Source organism: Enterobacter sp. UPMP2060 (genome assembly GCF_053709655.1).
Genome location: NZ_JBSKJQ010000003.1, coordinates 228,827 through 243,249, shown reverse-complemented (window position 1 = coordinate 243,249; position 14,423 = coordinate 228,827). Strand labels below are relative to the sequence as shown.

The following is a 14,423-nucleotide window of genomic DNA, read 5'->3' as shown; positions in this document are numbered from 1 at the left end:
CGCCATGATGTTGAGTAAGAAAAACAGCGAGGCGCTGGAAAACTTCAGTGAAAAACTGGAAGTAGAAGGTCGTAGCCTCTGGCAGGACGCGCGCCGTCGCTTTATGCACAACCGTGCAGCGGTTGCCAGTCTGGTTGTTCTGGTGATCATCGCACTGTTTGTGACCCTGGCGCCGATGCTGTCGCAATTTACCTATTTCGACACCGACTGGGGCATGATGTCCAGCGCGCCGGATATGGAATCAGGCCACTATTTTGGCACGGACTCCTCGGGACGCGATCTGCTGGTGCGTGTCGCTATCGGTGGCCGTATCTCGCTGATGGTAGGTATTGCTGCCGCGCTGGTGGCGGTGATCGTGGGTACGCTCTACGGTTCACTTTCCGGCTACCTCGGCGGCAAAATAGACTCGGTAATGATGCGTCTGCTGGAAATCCTGAACTCCTTCCCGTTCATGTTCTTCGTCATCCTGCTGGTGACCTTCTTCGGCCAAAATATCCTGCTGATCTTCGTGGCTATCGGGATGGTTTCCTGGCTGGATATGGCGCGTATTGTTCGCGGCCAGACGCTGAGCCTCAAACGCAAAGAGTTTATCGAAGCCGCGCAGGTAGGCGGTGTGTCCACCGGGAATATCGTGGTTCGCCATATCGTTCCTAACGTGTTGGGCGTGGCCGTGGTCTACGCGTCGCTGCTGGTACCGAGCATGATTCTGTTCGAATCTTTCCTGAGCTTCCTGGGTCTGGGTACACAAGAGCCACTGAGCAGCTGGGGCGCGCTGCTGAGCGATGGCGCAAACTCGATGGAAGTTTCACCGTGGCTGCTGCTTTATCCGGCGGGTTTCCTGGTCGTCACCCTGTTTTGTTTTAACTTTATCGGCGATGGCCTGCGTGATGCCCTCGACCCGAAAGACCGTTAAGGAGCGCCGTCATGACAATTATTGAAACGGCCACTGCGCCACAGGCGCAACAGCAGAATAACCTTCTGCTGGATGTGAAAGACCTCCGCGTGACCTTTAAAACGCCGGACGGGGATGTTACCGCCGTCAACGATCTCAACTTCAACCTGCGCGCGGGTGAAACGCTGGGGATCGTAGGGGAATCCGGTTCCGGAAAATCCCAGACTGCCTTTGCGCTGATGGGCCTGCTGGCTGCTAACGGCGTGATTGGCGGCTCCGCTAAATTCAACGGTCGTGAAATCCTCAACCTGCCGGAACACGAGCTGAACAAGCTGCGCGCTGAGCAGATCTCGATGATTTTCCAGGATCCCATGACCTCGCTGAATCCGTATATGCGCGTAGGCGAGCAGCTGATGGAGGTTCTGATGCTGCACAAAGGCCTGGGCAAAGCGGAGGCCTTTGAAGAGTCGGTCAAAATGCTGGATGCGGTGAAAATGCCGGAAGCGCGCAAGCGTATGCGCATGTTCCCGCACGAGTTTTCTGGCGGTATGCGTCAGCGCGTGATGATTGCGATGGCGCTGCTGTGCCGGCCAAAGCTGCTGATTGCCGATGAACCTACCACCGCGCTGGACGTTACCGTTCAGGCGCAAATCATGACCCTGTTGAACGAGCTGAAGCGCGAGTTCAACACGGCGATTATCATGATCACTCACGACCTGGGCGTTGTGGCGGGCATCTGCGACAAAGTGCTGGTGATGTACGCCGGTCGTACCATGGAATACGGCAAAGCGCGCGATGTCTTCTACCAGCCTGCGCATCCGTATTCGATTGGTCTGCTGAACGCGGTGCCGCGTCTTGATGCGGAAGGGGAATCCCTGCTCACCATTCCGGGCAACCCGCCAAACCTGCTGCGTCTGCCGAAAGGCTGTCCGTTCCAGCCGCGCTGCCCGCACGCGATGGAAATCTGCAACAGCGCTCCGCCGCTGGAAGAGTTTGCACCAGGCCGTCTGCGCGCCTGCTTTAAGCCGCAGGAGGAGCTGGTATGAACGCATTAGATGAAAAACGCAACGTGCTGCTCGAAATCGCCGATCTTAAAGTGCATTTCGACATTAAAGACGGCAAACAGTGGTTCTGGCAGCCGCCGAAGACCCTGAAAGCGGTGGACGGCGTCACGCTGCGCCTGTACGAAGGGGAAACCCTGGGCGTGGTGGGAGAGTCCGGCTGCGGTAAATCGACCTTTGCGCGAGCCATTATCGGTCTGGTCAAAGCCACCGACGGTAAAGTGGCCTGGCTGGGTAAAGATCTGCTGGGCATGAAGCCCGACGAGTGGCGCGAGGTGCGCAGCGATATCCAGATGATTTTCCAGGATCCGCTGGCATCATTAAACCCGCGCATGACCATCGGTGAGATTATTGCCGAGCCGCTGCGGACCTATCATCCGAAGATGTCTCGTCAGGAAGTGCGCGACCGCGTGAAGGCGATGATGATGAAAGTCGGCCTGTTGCCAAACCTCATCAACCGCTATCCGCATGAGTTCTCCGGCGGTCAGTGCCAGCGTATTGGTATTGCCCGTGCGCTGATCCTCGAACCGAAGCTGATTATCTGCGATGAGCCGGTTTCCGCGCTGGACGTATCCATTCAGGCGCAGGTGGTTAACCTGCTGCAGAAACTGCAGCGCGAAATGGGGCTGTCGCTGATCTTCATCGCGCATGACCTGGCCGTGGTGAAACACATCTCTGACCGCGTGCTGGTAATGTATCTGGGGCATGCCGTGGAGCTGGGCACCTATGACGAGGTGTACCATAATCCGTTGCACCCTTACACCAGAGCGCTGATGTCCGCGGTGCCGATCCCCGATCCGGATCTGGAAAAGAATAAAACGATCCAGCTTCTGGAAGGGGAATTACCCTCACCGATTAACCCACCGTCAGGCTGCGTCTTCCGCACGCGCTGCCCGATGGCCGGGCCGGAATGTGCTAAAACGCGACCGGTTCTGGAAGGCAGTTTCCGACATGCGGTTTCCTGCCTGAAAGTAGACCCGTTATAATCGCAAGGGCTGACATGATGTCAGCCCTTATTTTTTGCGAGGTAACTGTGTCGCGTTTATTCACGTCAGCCCGTCGGCGGCTATATCATTTTTTATTCGATCCTGAAACGGTTTCCGGGCGACGCTTCGAAGGTCTGTGCGGTTTATTTGCGCTCCTCAGCGTGGTAGTCATCTTTATTGAATCGGGTGCCGGGACGCAATACCACCTGACGTTTGACGAATGGCATATTTTTGTCTGGCTTGAGCTGGCGATTACCCTGGTTTTTACCGCTGAATATCTCCTCCGGGTAATAGCCTGGCCCAATCCGGCCAGATATGTTTTCAGCTTCTGGGGATTTATCGATTTAGCCACCATCCTGCCGCTCTATGTCATGTGGCTGTGGCCGGAGATCAGCCTGAGTTATGTCTTTGCCTGGCGCGCGATGCGCGTGATTCGGGTATTACGTATTCTGAAATTGCTGCGTTTTATGCCGTCATTACGCGTGTTCTGGAGTGCGATCGTCAGCGCCCGGCATCAGCTTATTTTGTTCTACTCGTTTATTGCCATCGTCATGATTGTTTTTGGCGCGCTGATGTATTTAATAGAAGGGCCTAAATATGGTTTTACGACGCTCAATGCGTCGGTTTACTGGGCCATTGTGACCGTCACGACCGTGGGCTACGGTGATATCACGCCCCATACGCCACTGGGTCGCATTGTGGCGTCCGTGCTGATTTTGATTGGCTATTCGGTGATTGCGATCCCGACGGGACTTATTACCACACATATGAGCAGCGCCTTCCAGAACCGCAAGCAGCAGCGCAAGTGTCCTCATTGCCAGCAGGGCGAACATGAACACAGCGCGCGGTTTTGTTACCGCTGCGGCAGTGAATTGCCGGAGTAAATAAAAAAGGCTGCAATCGCAGCCTTTTTTATTATTCGCGCCAGAGAATATGGCACAGCTTGTGGTCTTTCTCGCGACAGAGCAGGACGCGGGCGAAAATATCGTTAATTTCGCCGCCGTCTTCATCGGCCAGCCCAATCACCACTTCGGCAAAGAAGTCTGGATTCAGGTCGAAATCCACATGCTCAGCCCAGTCTTCTGAAGGGTCGAACAATTCAGCGCCGCCACGCTCTTCGAACTGCAGATTGAAGAGGATCACGTCTGCGGGATCGAGATTATCAACCGCCAGTTCGAGAAAAATGTCATAGGCCTGCTCGAGCGTTTCGTCTTCGGTCAGGCGATTGTTCAGATCCATTTCCATGATGACTACCTGTTTAACATCGTTGGGCACGTTTTACAGCAACGGACTAAAGAAGTAAAACAGTCGTTCGGCAATTCTCTGCCACATCGGACGTTTTACCCACAGTCTGGCATCCAGCAGCCGCGAGCGGGAGATATAATCATCCTGCACCGCCGCAAGGTCGCCGCCAAAGCCAGCATCATCAATGACCAGCGTGATTTCAAAGTTAAGCCACAGGCTGCGCATATCCAGGTTGACCGTGCCCACCAGGCTCAGCTCACCGTCGACGAGAACGCTCTTGGTGTGGAGCAATCCGCCTTCAAACTGATAAATTTTTACCCCTGCGGCCAGCAGTTCGCTAAAGAATGCCCGGCTGGCCCAGCCCACCAGTAGGGAGTCATTTTTGCGTGGCAAAATGATGCTCACATCGACACCGCGCTGCGCGGCGGTACAGATCGCGTGCAGGAGGTCGTCGCTGGGGACAAAGTAGGGCGTCGTCATGATCAGATATTCACGCGCCGAGTAGGTTGCTGTCAGCAGCGCCTGATGGATTAAGTCTTCCGGGAAGCCCGGCCCGGAAGCAATGGTATGAATGGTGTGACCGCTGGCCTCTTCAAACGGCATAATATTGCCGTCCGGCGGTGGCGGCAGGATACGCTTGCCGGTTTCTATTTCCCAGTCGCAGGAATAAACGATGCCCATCGAGGTGGCAATCGGCCCCTCCATTCGCGCCATCAAATCAACCCATTGACCTACGCCCGAGTCCTGTTTGAAGAAGCGCGGGTCAACCATATTCATGCTGCCGGTGTAGGCAATATAGTTATCGATCATGATCATTTTGCGATGCTGACGGAGATCCATCCTGCGCAGAAACACGCGCAGGAGATTTACCTTCAGCGCTTCAACCACTTCGATCCCGGCATTACGCATCATGCCCGCCCACGGGCTACGGAAAAATGCCACGCTACCCGCGGAGTCAAGCATCAGGCGGCAATGAATGCCGCGCCGCGCGGCGGCCATCAGCGACTCAGCGACCTGGTCAGCCATCCCGCCGGGCTGCCAGATATAAAAAACCATCTCGATATTATGACGAGCCAGCTGAATATCGCGGATTAACGCCTGCATGACGTCGTCGGACGAGGTCAGCAGCTGCAGTTGATTGCCTTTAACGCCGCCAATCCCCTGACGGCGCTCACACAGCTTAAACAGTGAGGAGGCGACGCTGCTGTTCTCCTCGGCAAAAATATGTTTGCAGGCCTTAAGATCGTTCAGCCACTTCGCGGTGGAGGGCCACATGGCACGGGCGCGCTCGGCGCGGCGTTTACCCAGATGAAGCTCGCCGAAAGAGAGATAGGCAATAATTCCCACCAGCGGGAGGATATAAATGATTAGAAGCCAGGCCATGGCAGAGGGTACGGCTCTGCGCTTCATCAGGATGCGTAATGTCACACCCGCGATTAACAGCCAGTATCCCAAAATGACCAGCCAACTCACCACGGTGTAGAAGGTTGTCATAGGTAAAAAAATCCTTTTGAAAGCGTATTGTTATGAGTGTACGCATCAGGATTCATCTGGCAAATAAAAACGCCAGGTAAAAGCACTGGTTTGCTGCCGGGTTGGGTTTATAATGGCGACTCTGTAAGTTAAAGAGTTGTAGACATGAAGCGCAGTAGAACAGAAGTAGGGCGCTGGCGCATGTTGCGACAGGTGAGTCGTCGCAAGGCTCGTTGGCTGGAAGCACAATCCCGCCGCAATATGCGTATTCACGCCATCAGAAAATGTGGATTGACCAGGCACCGCAATGCGTTGCTGTTCGCAGTCCAGGATATCTGAAACCATGAGGGCACCGTAACGGGTGCCCGCTGATTTTATAGCGTCTGATTTTTTAGGAATAGCGTATTTGCAGCGATATTCCTGTTGTGTTTAGCAAAAGGAGGGAGAAGTGTTTGCGGAGTTTGGCGTACTGAATTTCTGGACGTATGTTGTCGGCGCGTTTTTTATCGTGCTGGTGCCAGGGCCGAATACCCTGTTTGTGCTAAAAACCGGGATCGGTCACGGCGTTAAAAAAGGGTATCTTGCCGCCACGGGCGTGTTTATCGGCGATGCGGTGCTGATGTTTCTGGCCTGGGCGGGCGTCGCGGCATTAATCCAGACCACGCCGGTACTGTTTAATATCGTGCGCTATCTCGGGGCTTTCTATCTGCTCTGGCTGGGTGGCAAAATGCTCTGGTCAGTGGTGAACCGCCAGAAAAATGCGAATGAGAGCGGCCCCGAACCGGCCAGTATGATCATGAAACGTTCGCTGGTATTAAGCCTGACCAATCCCAAAGCGATTCTGTTCTACGTATCGTTCTTCGTTCAGTTCATTGACGTGAATGCACAGAGTACCGGAACTTCTTTCCTGATCCTCGCGACGACGCTGGAGTTGATAAGCTTTATGTACATGAGCTTCCTGATCTTCTCCGGCGCGTTTGTCACGCGTTATCTGAAAACGAAAAAGAAACTGGCAAAGCTGGGGAACGGGCTGATAGGGCTGCTGTTTGTCGGGTTTGCGGCGAGGCTAGCGTCGCTGCATTGATGGTTTGAAAGGCTCCTGAGGGAGCCTTTTTTATTATGTTTGACAACCCTTCACTATTTAGTTGTATAGTGCAACTAAATGATGAGGGCACAACATGCACAGCGAAACCCCGGTAGTCAGTGTTATTCGACGTTCCTCGCGCCTTATGGTGCGAGAGTTAGGTTTTATGGCCTCGACCCTGGCCTCAACGAATTACTCACCGTCGGCCGTCCATACCCTGGTCGAAATAGCCCTACGCAAAGAGATGACGGCGAGTCAGCTGGTGCAGCTGCTGGGCCTGGATAAATCCAGCGTCAGCAGGATGTTGGCTCGCCTGATTACCGCGGGCGAACTCGAGGAAGTGACTTCACCTGAAGATGCGAGAGCGAAGAGTCTCAGGCTGACCGCGAAAGGTCATGAGACGGTCAGTAAAATTAATACCTTTAGCAACGAGCGCGTGGTCTCAGCAATAAAGAGTCTGGCTCCTGCGCAGCAGCAGACCATTTCTCAGGGACTTTCCCTTTATGCCAACGCGCTGCTGGCGTGCCGTAAGACAGGCAGCGACACGCGGCCCGACGAGCTCACGATAGTGCAGGGATATATTCCCGGCATGATTGGCCGTGTCGCGGAGATGCACGGGGTCTATTACGCGCGCGAGCATCATTTTGGCCGTTTTTTTGAGGCTAAAGTGGCCGCAGGGGTTGCAGAATTTAGTGACCGCCTGGATAAGCCATGCAACCAGATCTGGCTGGCGGTGATGAACGGCAGGATAGTGGGGTCAGTGGCGATAGATGGCGAGGATTTAGCGCCGGGTGAAGCGCATCTTCGCTGGTTTATTCTCGACGATGGCTGCCGGGGACACGGGGTGGGGGAAAAACTGCTGACCGATGCGATGCGCTTTTGCGACAGCGCTGGTTTCTCTGCTGTGCATCTCTGGACATTCCATAAGCTGACCGCCGCACGGCGTTTATACGAATCGTTTGGATTTACGCTCGTCAAGGAGTGGGAGGGCGATCAGTGGGGAACCCTTATAACGGAGCAGCAGTTTACCCGGCGCAGAGACGCGTAACCTCTACTATAAAAAAGGCTCCTTTCGGAGCCGCTTTGGTATCAGAACACTTTCTTGTATGGTCGAACCGTCACTTTCGCATATACACCTGCGGCAACATACGGATCTGCGTCAGCCCATGCCTGAGCGCTTTCCTGAGATTCAAACTCAGCAATCACTGTGGAACCGGCAAAACCGGCGGCGCCAGGATCGTTGCTGTCTACTGCAGGCATAGGGCCGGCGGTCAGTAAACGGCCTTCATCCTGGAGCAGCTGCAAACGTGCCAGATGCGCAGGGCGCACAGACTGGCGTTTTTCGAGCGAATCAGCAACATCTTCAGAGTAAATCACGTAAAACACGGCGAAGCTCCTTAACCGGTAAAAGTGTCAGTTACGTTATGTGAAAGGGCAAACGACTGCAATGTAAAATAAAAACAATGTTAATACCCTGATCTGAATGCGCCTTTTTTGGCCTCTCATGCGCTAAAGTTGCGCCAGAACAAAGTGTCTTATTGAATATGATTGCTATTTGCATTTAAAATCAGTGTTCGGTTTTTTAACGTTGATGATTATGACTTCGATGACCCTTGATTTACCTCGCCGCTTCCCCTGGCCGACGCTGCTTTCTGTCGTGATTCACGGTGCTGTTGTGGCGGGTTTGCTGTATACCTCGGTTCATCAGGTTATTGAAATGCCCGCGCCCGCGCAGCCGATTTCGGTGACGATGGTATCGCCAGCGGATCTCGAACCGCCGCAGGCTGCACCTCCGCCACCGCAGCCGGTGGCTGAACCTGAGCCAGAGCCCGAGCCTGTTCCGCCGCCACCGAAGGAAGCGCCGGTGGTGATCCACAAGCCTGAACCGAAGCCAAAACCTAAGCCGAAGCCAAAACCGGTGAAGAAGGTCGAGGAGCGTCCGAAACGCGAGGAACGTCCGGTTGAACCGCGTGCGACCCAGACGGTCGAGAATGCGGCGCCTTCGCGTCCGGTGATGAATAACACCGCAACCGCGCCTAAGCCGACAGTCAGTGCCCCTGCGGGCCCGCGCGCGCTGAGTCGCAACCAGCCTCAATATCCGGCGCGAGCGCAGGCCTTACGTATTGAAGGCCGCGTACGGGTTAAATTTGACGTCACTGCCGATGGCCGCGTGGATAACGTGGAAATCTTGTCCGCTCAGCCTTCCAATATGTTTGAGCGCGAAGTGAAATCGGCGATGCGCAGATGGCGCTATGAAGCCGGAAAACCGGGCAGCGGACTGATTGTGAATATTGTTTTCCGCCTGAACGGCGGGGCGCAGATGGAATAAAAAAAGCCTCCTGATGGAGGCTTTTTTTTTGCCTGTCAATCAGGCCTGCGGAAGTTGACGAGGTTTTCCCTCGCTATCCACTGCAACATAAATAAACAGCGCTTCAGTGGCCTTATAACGCTGCCCAATGGGTTCAGAAGAGACTTTCTTAACCCACACTTCGATGTTGATTGAAATAGAGGTATTGCCGCGTTTGACGCAGCGCGCGTAGCAGCAAACCACATCTCCCACCGCAACCGGGCGCAGGAAGGTCATGCCGTCCACTCGCACAGTCACCACGCGCCCGTGGGCAATCTCTTTTGCCAGAATTGCGCCGCCCATATCCATCTGCGACATCAGCCAGCCGCCAAAAATATCGCCATTGGCATTGGTGTCAGCGGGCATTGCCAGTGTGCGTAAAACCAGTTCGCCCTGCGGGGCGTTAGTTGTTGTCATTGTTTTAACTCGTAACGGAAGACTTCAGGCGGGATGCTACTATGATTTCACAGCGGAGAGAATAGACCAGAACGCCTGTCATAGACGTTCTGGTCAGTCATTAATCAGTGCTTGTCGTCCTGCGGCATGTGGCGATAGATGTATACGCCGCTTAACAGCGTGAAGATAAGCGTCAGCGCGGTCAGGCCGAAGACCTTAAAGTTGACCCAGATATTCTGCGGCAGCCAGAAGGCAATATAGATATTGGCAAGACCACAGAGAATAAAGAAGACCGCCCAGGCGATATTCAGACGGGACCAGACTTCCTGAGGCAGCGTCAGCTCTTTGCCCAGCATGCGCTGGATCAGCGGCTTTTTCATGACCCACTGGCTAATTAACAATGCGCCCGCAAACAGCGCGTAAATAACGGTCACTTTCCACTTAATAAATTCATCATTGTGGAAGAACAGAGTAAGCCCGCCGAATACGGCGACCAGGACGAACGTTATCAGCGCCATCTTTTCGACTTTGCGATAGCGCACCCAGCTGTAGATGAGTACAACAGCGGTCGCAACGATCAGCGCAGTAGTCGCGGCATAAATATCGTACAGCTTATAAAAAGCAAAAAAGACCACGAGCGGTAAAAAATCAAGAAACTGCTTCATTCTGTGATTCCATCTTCTGAGCGGGGCGGGAGGCAGCGATGCCGCCCGCCTCAGGATTACTGACGAATTAACATATACAGGCGGAACAGATAGACCAGCAGTACCGCTGAAATCAGATTGCTCAGCGTATTCGCCACTACCGCGCCAACGTTCGGCGTTAATACCGCAAAATTCGGTGCAAACAACAGCAGGAGCGTTTTGGCGAGCAGCCAGCCGATCACGGCGGGAGCCACCAGACGCATATTAGCCCATGCCAGTCTGATGCTGCTGCGCATCGCGGTAAAAATCCCCATTTTATCCTGCACCACCATCACAGGCGCAAATGAGAGCACGATAGCCAGTAATACGCCCGGCACCACCACCAGCATAATCCCCATTTGCACCAGCATGGTGGTTAAAAAGATCAGAATAAACAGCTTAGGTAAGACTGGCGCACTCGCACCAATCGCCCGTAAGGCGCTGACCCGGTGACCCGCCGAGACCAGCTGAATCATCAGCAAAACGCCGCCCGCCAGAACCGCATTACCGATCAGGCCCGAGAACGTGGACGCGGCAGACGCCCGCAGCAGAATTTGCTGCTGCTCCGGCGTCATGTTTTGCACCAGTTCAAACAGCCCCACGCTTCCGGCAAGATGGTCGCCCTGGCTCAGGCTGGCAATCTGTTCTTCACTCGGTGAGAAGGCATGGCCCAGCACCACCGTGATAAAGGCACATAGCAACGCGATCAGTAAAAAGGTTATGAACTGATTGCGGAAAAAGTTTCCCGTGTCACGGTAGACAGACTTCGCCGTGATAGACATGCACTCTCCTTGAGTATTGCAGGTGTTAATTAGCCGGCAATTGTACACCGGATGCACCTGCTGTGGCAGCATCAAGGCTTGTATGGAAAAGCATATCTTTGTAAAGCGGCGGTAATCCAACGCGCGCCCGGGCGCGATTGCAGGCTTCGTTGACCTGCCCATCTTCCCCCGACATGGCAAATTCCCGGCACGGGCTGGGCCGGTCATCATAGATAGAACACCGGGTAGAGACCCCTGGCTCACCCTGTAGCGCTACGCAGCGGGCCTGCTTTTGGTTTGTGCCGCTCATGCAGCGCAGAAAGGGCGTTAACGGCTCAGTAAGATGAACCGGAACGGTACCGCCGCCATCGCTGGCTTCGGCCCAGTAGAAAGAGACTCGAAAATACGCACAACAGGCTCCGCACGTCATGCACGGGTTGATATCACTCATGGCACACCTGCAAAAGAAGAACGCATCAAATCAACTTGTGAGAGCGATAAATTATCCAGCCGTCAGAGGAAGAGCAAGAGGGGAAAAAGGGAAAATTTTGTAACCGTGAAATGCCAAAAATTGACATGGAAACAACTTATCGCTTTTGGATGCGTAACAAAAAATTAATCCAGATCAATGAATGTTAAGTTACTGGTTTTAATGTGATCTGTAGCAGATCACTTATTACTCATTTGTGAGTATATTCTCATCCGCGATTAAAACCACAACGATGGAGCGGATATGAAAAAATTAGCGGTGGCAGCCCTTGTATTAAGCAGTCTCTCTGGCGGCGCGTATGCGCATGAAGCAGGCGAATTCTTTATTCGTGCCGGTTCGGCTACGGTTCGCCCGACTGAAGGATCGGATAACGTGCTGGGTATGGGCGGTTTTAACGTCAGTAATAACACCCAGTTAGGGTTAACGTTCACCTATATGGCGACGGAAAACGTTGGTGTTGAGCTTCTGGCTGCAACGCCGTTCCGTCATCGCGTGGGTCTGGGCGCAACCGGTGATATCGCTACGGTTCACCATTTACCGCCAACGCTGATGGCGCAATGGTACTTTGGCGATGCCAGCAGCAAGGTGCGTCCTTATATTGGCGCCGGTGTGAACTACACCACCTTCTTCGACGAGAAGTTTAACGATACCGGTAAAGAGGCCGGTCTGACTGACCTCAGCCTGAAAGATTCGTGGGGTATGGCGGGGCAGGTCGGTCTGGACTATCTGATTAACCGCGACTGGCTGATTAACGCCTCGGTCTGGTACATGGATATTGATACGGACGTACGCTTCAAGGCGGGCGGTCAGCAGCAAAGTATCAATACTCGCCTGGATCCGTGGGTGTTTATGTTCTCTGCGGGTTATCGTTTCTGATCCCCCGTCAAACTGGCCACAGGGTGGCCAGTTTGCTTTGCTCACTTCAAAACGACGGATAAACCGGCCGCTCATCAAGCTTTACGCAGTGCCTCAGGATATTTTCCCCATCATATAAATAGCTGAAAGCGTCGCTGGACAGGGAATGAAAAAGAATATCGCCGTTGGCAAACGGGATGATTTCGGTATCTCCCGCACGTTTATGTCCCGCACCGGTTTCAAAATGACCGTGCCATCGCTCCTGGGTATGGTCATAAACGTGCAGAATGACCTCGACAAGTCCTCTTTGCGGACAATTAAGGCGCAGGAAGGTAGAAGAGAAATTCAGGGGCAGCGCATGGAAGGGAATTAATAAGGCGAAAACCAGTAAAGCTCGTAAATACATCAAACCGCGAAAACCTCCTTCAAAAGGGAAGTGAGATTTTACTTAAGTCAAAGATCGCGTTTTTGCCGTGGATCAAGATGTCTTGTAATTCAATGGGATAAAGGCCCCTCGCGAGGCCCTTAGCGATCATTTTTGAATCAAATAGCGAATGGTCGGGCCATCCTGCTGGATATCCAGCACCGTGTAGCCGTGGTTTTTCGCATCCAGCGGAATGTTGTTGATGGACTGCGGACAGTCGCTGACCACTTCCAGAATTTCCCCTTTTTTGAGCTGCGGTAGGGCTTCAAGCGTGGCAACAGCCGGATAAGGGCAGGGTTCACCAACCATATCCAGACGGTAATCGGGCACGATCTCTTTCATGCAGCATTCTCCTGGGTTTCTGTTTTAACACTCGCGCGACGGAAGAAGCGTTTCTCCTGCGCGACAACCAGTAAAAAAGCGACCAGCAGCAGGGCGTAGGTGACCAGCAGGCCGCCGAGAGGGCCGAAGGTGCTCAGCAGGTTGACCTTGTCCCAGTTCGTGGCAAGCGCCGGGGACAGATCGTCCCAGAAGTACGCCAGGATCGTCGAGCCGATAACATTTCCCAGGCCCACCCACCAGTAATGCACCTGACCTTCAACGGCGCGGTACATCCAGCCGGTTTCACACCCGCCAGCCAGCACAATCCCGAAGCCAAACAGCAGGCCGCCAATCACCGCGTTAGGGCCAGCCCACATGATTTTCGGTTCAACGCCCAGCTGAACATAGCTGAAGATACCGATGGCGCTGACCGCCATCCCGGCGATAATCGCCTTTGCCATCATCGTGCGGCCGGTGATCCACATATCGCGAAACGCGGAGGTAAAGCAGATCTGCGCGCGTTCAATGAGCAGACCAAAACCCACGCCGAACAGCATCGCCAGGCCGAGTTTGGGCTGATTCATCGCAGTGCAAAGCGCCCAGGCGACCATAGCCAAAAAGACCAGCATACCGAGGCGGAAACGGCGACGCGCCTGGTCCGGCTTCTGGGTTAACGGAGACGCTGCGCTGACTTTTGTCATTTTCACCGGAATGCGGAACAGCGGCAGCAGGGTAAATTTGGCACCGAAGTAAGAGCCGATGGCCGTGGCGACTGCAAAGAACCAGGCGTGAAGCGAAAACTGAGGAATACCCGTAAAGAAAGCGGCCAGGTTACAGCCCATCGCCAGACGGGCGCCAAACCCGGCAATGATACCGCCGACTACCGCCTGCATTATGCGAATACGGCTTTTGGGCATCCGCAACTTAACGTTGTTTGCCCACAGCGCCGCCGCGAAACAGCCGCCGAACATGCCGACGATCATCATCCCGTCGATGCGGGTGAGCGGTGTGCCATCCAGATGGATGAGTTTAAAGTAACCCCACTCTTCGGTATGCACGCCAGCGAGCTGTAGCAATTGACCACCCCAGCGGGTGAACTCGCCGGTCACGGCCCAGAAGGTGCCGGTGATGCCGAAATAGTAGGTAGAGAGAATGCCTGCCGCGATAACGGCCGGAACAGGTGACCAGAACTTAACCAGGTAAGTCTGTTTGAAGGCGTGCCATGACATGAATAAGCCTCTGAACTCAGAAGGATTAAAGATAAAAAAGAGTCCAGATCATACGCTTGCACGCCAGAATGGAAAGCCATTCACGCCGAAAATATCGACGGGATCAATTTTGAGGTAATCCGTTGTAGAAGGTGTGGAAGGAAGGGTAACCGTCTGGCAGGAAGCCAGACGGTAGA

Annotated in this window: 19 protein-coding genes; 9 read left to right on the top strand and 10 right to left on the bottom strand. The window is 54.0% G+C overall.

Annotated features, from left to right (window positions below; translation table 11 throughout):
• Window positions 1-4 precede the first annotated feature (4 nt).
• Genes oppC through ACWKXN_RS10125 form a run of 4 tightly spaced genes read left to right on the top strand, consistent with a single transcriptional unit; the run spans window position 5 to window position 3,823 of the window.
• The gene (oppC, locus tag ACWKXN_RS10140) at window positions 5-913 is read left to right on the top strand and encodes an oligopeptide ABC transporter permease OppC (RefSeq protein WP_454543741.1); all 909 of its coding nucleotides are present in this window, start codon (window positions 5-7) and stop codon (window positions 911-913) included.
• 11 nt (window positions 914-924) lie between these two features.
• The gene (gene oppD, locus ACWKXN_RS10135; RefSeq protein ID WP_023312095.1) at window positions 925-1,938 is read left to right on the top strand and encodes an ABC transporter ATP-binding protein; all 1,014 of its coding nucleotides are present in this window, start codon (window positions 925-927) and stop codon (window positions 1,936-1,938) included.
• Window positions 1,935-2,939 carry a murein tripeptide/oligopeptide ABC transporter ATP-binding protein OppF gene (oppF, locus tag ACWKXN_RS10130; protein WP_023312094.1) on the top strand — a complete coding sequence of 335 codons (1,005 nt, stop codon included), beginning with the start codon at window positions 1,935-1,937 and terminating at the stop codon, window positions 2,937-2,939. The genes oppD and oppF overlap by 4 nt, the downstream gene beginning before the upstream one ends.
• A gap of 14 nt (window positions 2,940-2,953) precedes the next feature.
• The gene (locus ACWKXN_RS10125; RefSeq protein ID WP_048975814.1) at window positions 2,954-3,823 is read left to right on the top strand and encodes an ion transporter; all 870 of its coding nucleotides are present in this window, start codon (window positions 2,954-2,956) and stop codon (window positions 3,821-3,823) included.
• A gap of 31 nt (window positions 3,824-3,854) precedes the next feature.
• Here ACWKXN_RS10125 and ACWKXN_RS10120 read toward each other — a convergent pair whose 3' ends face one another.
• Window positions 3,855-4,184 carry an HI1450 family dsDNA-mimic protein gene (locus ACWKXN_RS10120; RefSeq protein WP_006810881.1) on the bottom strand — a complete coding sequence of 110 codons (330 nt, stop codon included), beginning with the start codon at window positions 4,182-4,184 and terminating at the stop codon, window positions 3,855-3,857.
• A gap of 33 nt (window positions 4,185-4,217) precedes the next feature.
• Entirely contained in the window at window positions 4,218-5,678 is a 1,461-nt protein-coding gene (gene cls, locus ACWKXN_RS10115) for a cardiolipin synthase (protein ID WP_029741729.1), read from the bottom strand.
• A gap of 144 nt (window positions 5,679-5,822) precedes the next feature.
• Between cls and ACWKXN_RS10110 the strand changes: the two genes are divergently transcribed.
• From ACWKXN_RS10110 to ACWKXN_RS10100, 3 genes are all read left to right on the top strand, one after another.
• The gene (locus tag ACWKXN_RS10110) at window positions 5,823-5,996 is read left to right on the top strand and encodes a YciY family protein (protein ID WP_086379783.1); all 174 of its coding nucleotides are present in this window, start codon (window positions 5,823-5,825) and stop codon (window positions 5,994-5,996) included.
• Between the two features lie 109 nt (window positions 5,997-6,105).
• Window positions 6,106-6,741, top strand: a complete 636-nt coding sequence (gene leuE, locus ACWKXN_RS10105; protein WP_033145755.1) for a leucine efflux protein LeuE — start codon at window positions 6,106-6,108, stop codon at window positions 6,739-6,741.
• A 94-nt stretch (window positions 6,742-6,835) separates the two neighbouring features.
• A complete protein-coding gene (locus tag ACWKXN_RS10100; RefSeq protein WP_454543740.1) occupies window positions 6,836-7,789 on the top strand; it encodes a bifunctional helix-turn-helix transcriptional regulator/GNAT family N-acetyltransferase in 954 nt (317 codons plus the stop codon).
• Between the two features lie 41 nt (window positions 7,790-7,830).
• Here the strand turns inward: ACWKXN_RS10100 and ACWKXN_RS10095 are convergent, their stop codons facing one another.
• Entirely contained in the window at window positions 7,831-8,127 is a 297-nt protein-coding gene (locus ACWKXN_RS10095; RefSeq protein WP_023312090.1) for a YciI family protein, read from the bottom strand.
• 220 nt (window positions 8,128-8,347) lie between these two features.
• On the opposite strand from ACWKXN_RS10095, the gene tonB reads away from it, so the two are divergent.
• On the top strand, window positions 8,348-9,070 hold the full coding sequence (gene tonB, locus ACWKXN_RS10090) for a TonB system transport protein TonB (protein ID WP_058841307.1): 723 nt from the start codon (window positions 8,348-8,350) through the stop codon (window positions 9,068-9,070).
• Between the two features lie 39 nt (window positions 9,071-9,109).
• On the opposite strand, the gene yciA is transcribed toward tonB, so the two are convergent.
• The 4 genes from yciA to ACWKXN_RS10070 all read right to left on the bottom strand — a co-directional run bounded on the left by yciA (window position 9,110) and on the right by ACWKXN_RS10070 (window position 11,379).
• Window positions 9,110-9,505: an acyl-CoA thioester hydrolase YciA gene (gene yciA, locus ACWKXN_RS10085; RefSeq protein WP_008502796.1), complete on the bottom strand. Its 396-nt coding sequence runs from the start codon at window positions 9,503-9,505 to the stop codon at window positions 9,110-9,112.
• Between the two features lie 104 nt (window positions 9,506-9,609).
• The gene (locus tag ACWKXN_RS10080; protein WP_023312088.1) at window positions 9,610-10,149 is read right to left on the bottom strand and encodes a septation protein A; all 540 of its coding nucleotides are present in this window, start codon (window positions 10,147-10,149) and stop codon (window positions 9,610-9,612) included.
• A gap of 56 nt (window positions 10,150-10,205) precedes the next feature.
• Complete coding sequence (locus tag ACWKXN_RS10075) at window positions 10,206-10,949, bottom strand: YciC family protein (protein WP_032656704.1); 744 nt, start codon at window positions 10,947-10,949, stop codon at window positions 10,206-10,208.
• 25 nt (window positions 10,950-10,974) lie between these two features.
• Window positions 10,975-11,379 (bottom strand): YkgJ family cysteine cluster protein, encoded by a 405-nt coding sequence (locus ACWKXN_RS10070; RefSeq protein WP_047651122.1) that lies wholly within the window; start codon window positions 11,377-11,379, stop codon window positions 10,975-10,977.
• A 282-nt stretch (window positions 11,380-11,661) separates the two neighbouring features.
• Between ACWKXN_RS10070 and ompW the strand changes: the two genes are divergently transcribed.
• The gene (gene ompW / locus ACWKXN_RS10065) at window positions 11,662-12,294 is read left to right on the top strand and encodes an outer membrane protein OmpW (protein ID WP_023312086.1); all 633 of its coding nucleotides are present in this window, start codon (window positions 11,662-11,664) and stop codon (window positions 12,292-12,294) included.
• A gap of 46 nt (window positions 12,295-12,340) precedes the next feature.
• On the opposite strand, the gene ACWKXN_RS10060 is transcribed toward ompW, so the two are convergent.
• The 3 genes from ACWKXN_RS10060 to yedE all read right to left on the bottom strand — a co-directional run bounded on the left by ACWKXN_RS10060 (window position 12,341) and on the right by yedE (window position 14,247).
• The gene (locus ACWKXN_RS10060) at window positions 12,341-12,679 is read right to left on the bottom strand and encodes a hypothetical protein (protein WP_071891551.1); all 339 of its coding nucleotides are present in this window, start codon (window positions 12,677-12,679) and stop codon (window positions 12,341-12,343) included.
• A 126-nt stretch (window positions 12,680-12,805) separates the two neighbouring features.
• A complete protein-coding gene (gene yedF / locus ACWKXN_RS10055) occupies window positions 12,806-13,039 on the bottom strand; it encodes a sulfurtransferase-like selenium metabolism protein YedF (protein WP_003856774.1) in 234 nt (77 codons plus the stop codon).
• Entirely contained in the window at window positions 13,036-14,247 is a 1,212-nt protein-coding gene (yedE, locus tag ACWKXN_RS10050; protein WP_454543739.1) for a selenium metabolism membrane protein YedE/FdhT, read from the bottom strand. Before yedE ends, yedF begins: the two co-directional genes overlap by 4 nt.
• Between the last annotated feature and the right edge of the window lie 176 nt (window positions 14,248-14,423).

Bases quoted from the DNA above. Each gene is read 5' to 3' on its own strand.
- oppC (WP_454543741.1), top strand. From the start codon at position 5: ATGATGTTGAGTAAGAAAAACAGCGAGGCGCTGGAAAACTTCAGTGAA.
- oppD (WP_023312095.1), top strand. From the start codon at position 925: ATGACAATTATTGAAACGGCCACTGCGCCACAGGCGCAACAGCAGAAT.
- oppF (WP_023312094.1), top strand. From the start codon at position 1,935: ATGAACGCATTAGATGAAAAACGCAACGTGCTGCTCGAAATCGCCGAT.
- ACWKXN_RS10125 (WP_048975814.1), top strand. From the start codon at position 2,954: ATGATGTCAGCCCTTATTTTTTGCGAGGTAACTGTGTCGCGTTTATTC.
- ACWKXN_RS10120 (WP_006810881.1), bottom strand. From the start codon at position 4,184: ATGGAAATGGATCTGAACAATCGCCTGACCGAAGACGAAACGCTCGAG.
- cls (WP_029741729.1), bottom strand. From the start codon at position 5,678: ATGACAACCTTCTACACCGTGGTGAGTTGGCTGGTCATTTTGGGATAC.
- ACWKXN_RS10110 (WP_086379783.1), top strand. From the start codon at position 5,823: ATGAAGCGCAGTAGAACAGAAGTAGGGCGCTGGCGCATGTTGCGACAG.
- ACWKXN_RS10100 (WP_454543740.1), top strand. From the start codon at position 6,836: ATGCACAGCGAAACCCCGGTAGTCAGTGTTATTCGACGTTCCTCGCGC.
- tonB (WP_058841307.1), top strand. From the start codon at position 8,348: ATGACCCTTGATTTACCTCGCCGCTTCCCCTGGCCGACGCTGCTTTCT.
- yciA (WP_008502796.1), bottom strand. From the start codon at position 9,505: ATGACAACAACTAACGCCCCGCAGGGCGAACTGGTTTTACGCACACTG.
- ACWKXN_RS10080 (WP_023312088.1), bottom strand. From the start codon at position 10,149: ATGAAGCAGTTTCTTGATTTTTTACCGCTCGTGGTCTTTTTTGCTTTT.
- ACWKXN_RS10075 (WP_032656704.1), bottom strand. From the start codon at position 10,949: ATGTCTATCACGGCGAAGTCTGTCTACCGTGACACGGGAAACTTTTTC.
- ACWKXN_RS10070 (WP_047651122.1), bottom strand. From the start codon at position 11,379: ATGAGTGATATCAACCCGTGCATGACGTGCGGAGCCTGTTGTGCGTAT.
- ompW (WP_023312086.1), top strand. From the start codon at position 11,662: ATGAAAAAATTAGCGGTGGCAGCCCTTGTATTAAGCAGTCTCTCTGGC.
- ACWKXN_RS10060 (WP_071891551.1), bottom strand. From the start codon at position 12,679: ATGTATTTACGAGCTTTACTGGTTTTCGCCTTATTAATTCCCTTCCAT.
- yedF (WP_003856774.1), bottom strand. From the start codon at position 13,039: ATGAAAGAGATCGTGCCCGATTACCGTCTGGATATGGTTGGTGAACCC.
- yedE (WP_454543739.1), bottom strand. From the start codon at position 14,247: ATGTCATGGCACGCCTTCAAACAGACTTACCTGGTTAAGTTCTGGTCA.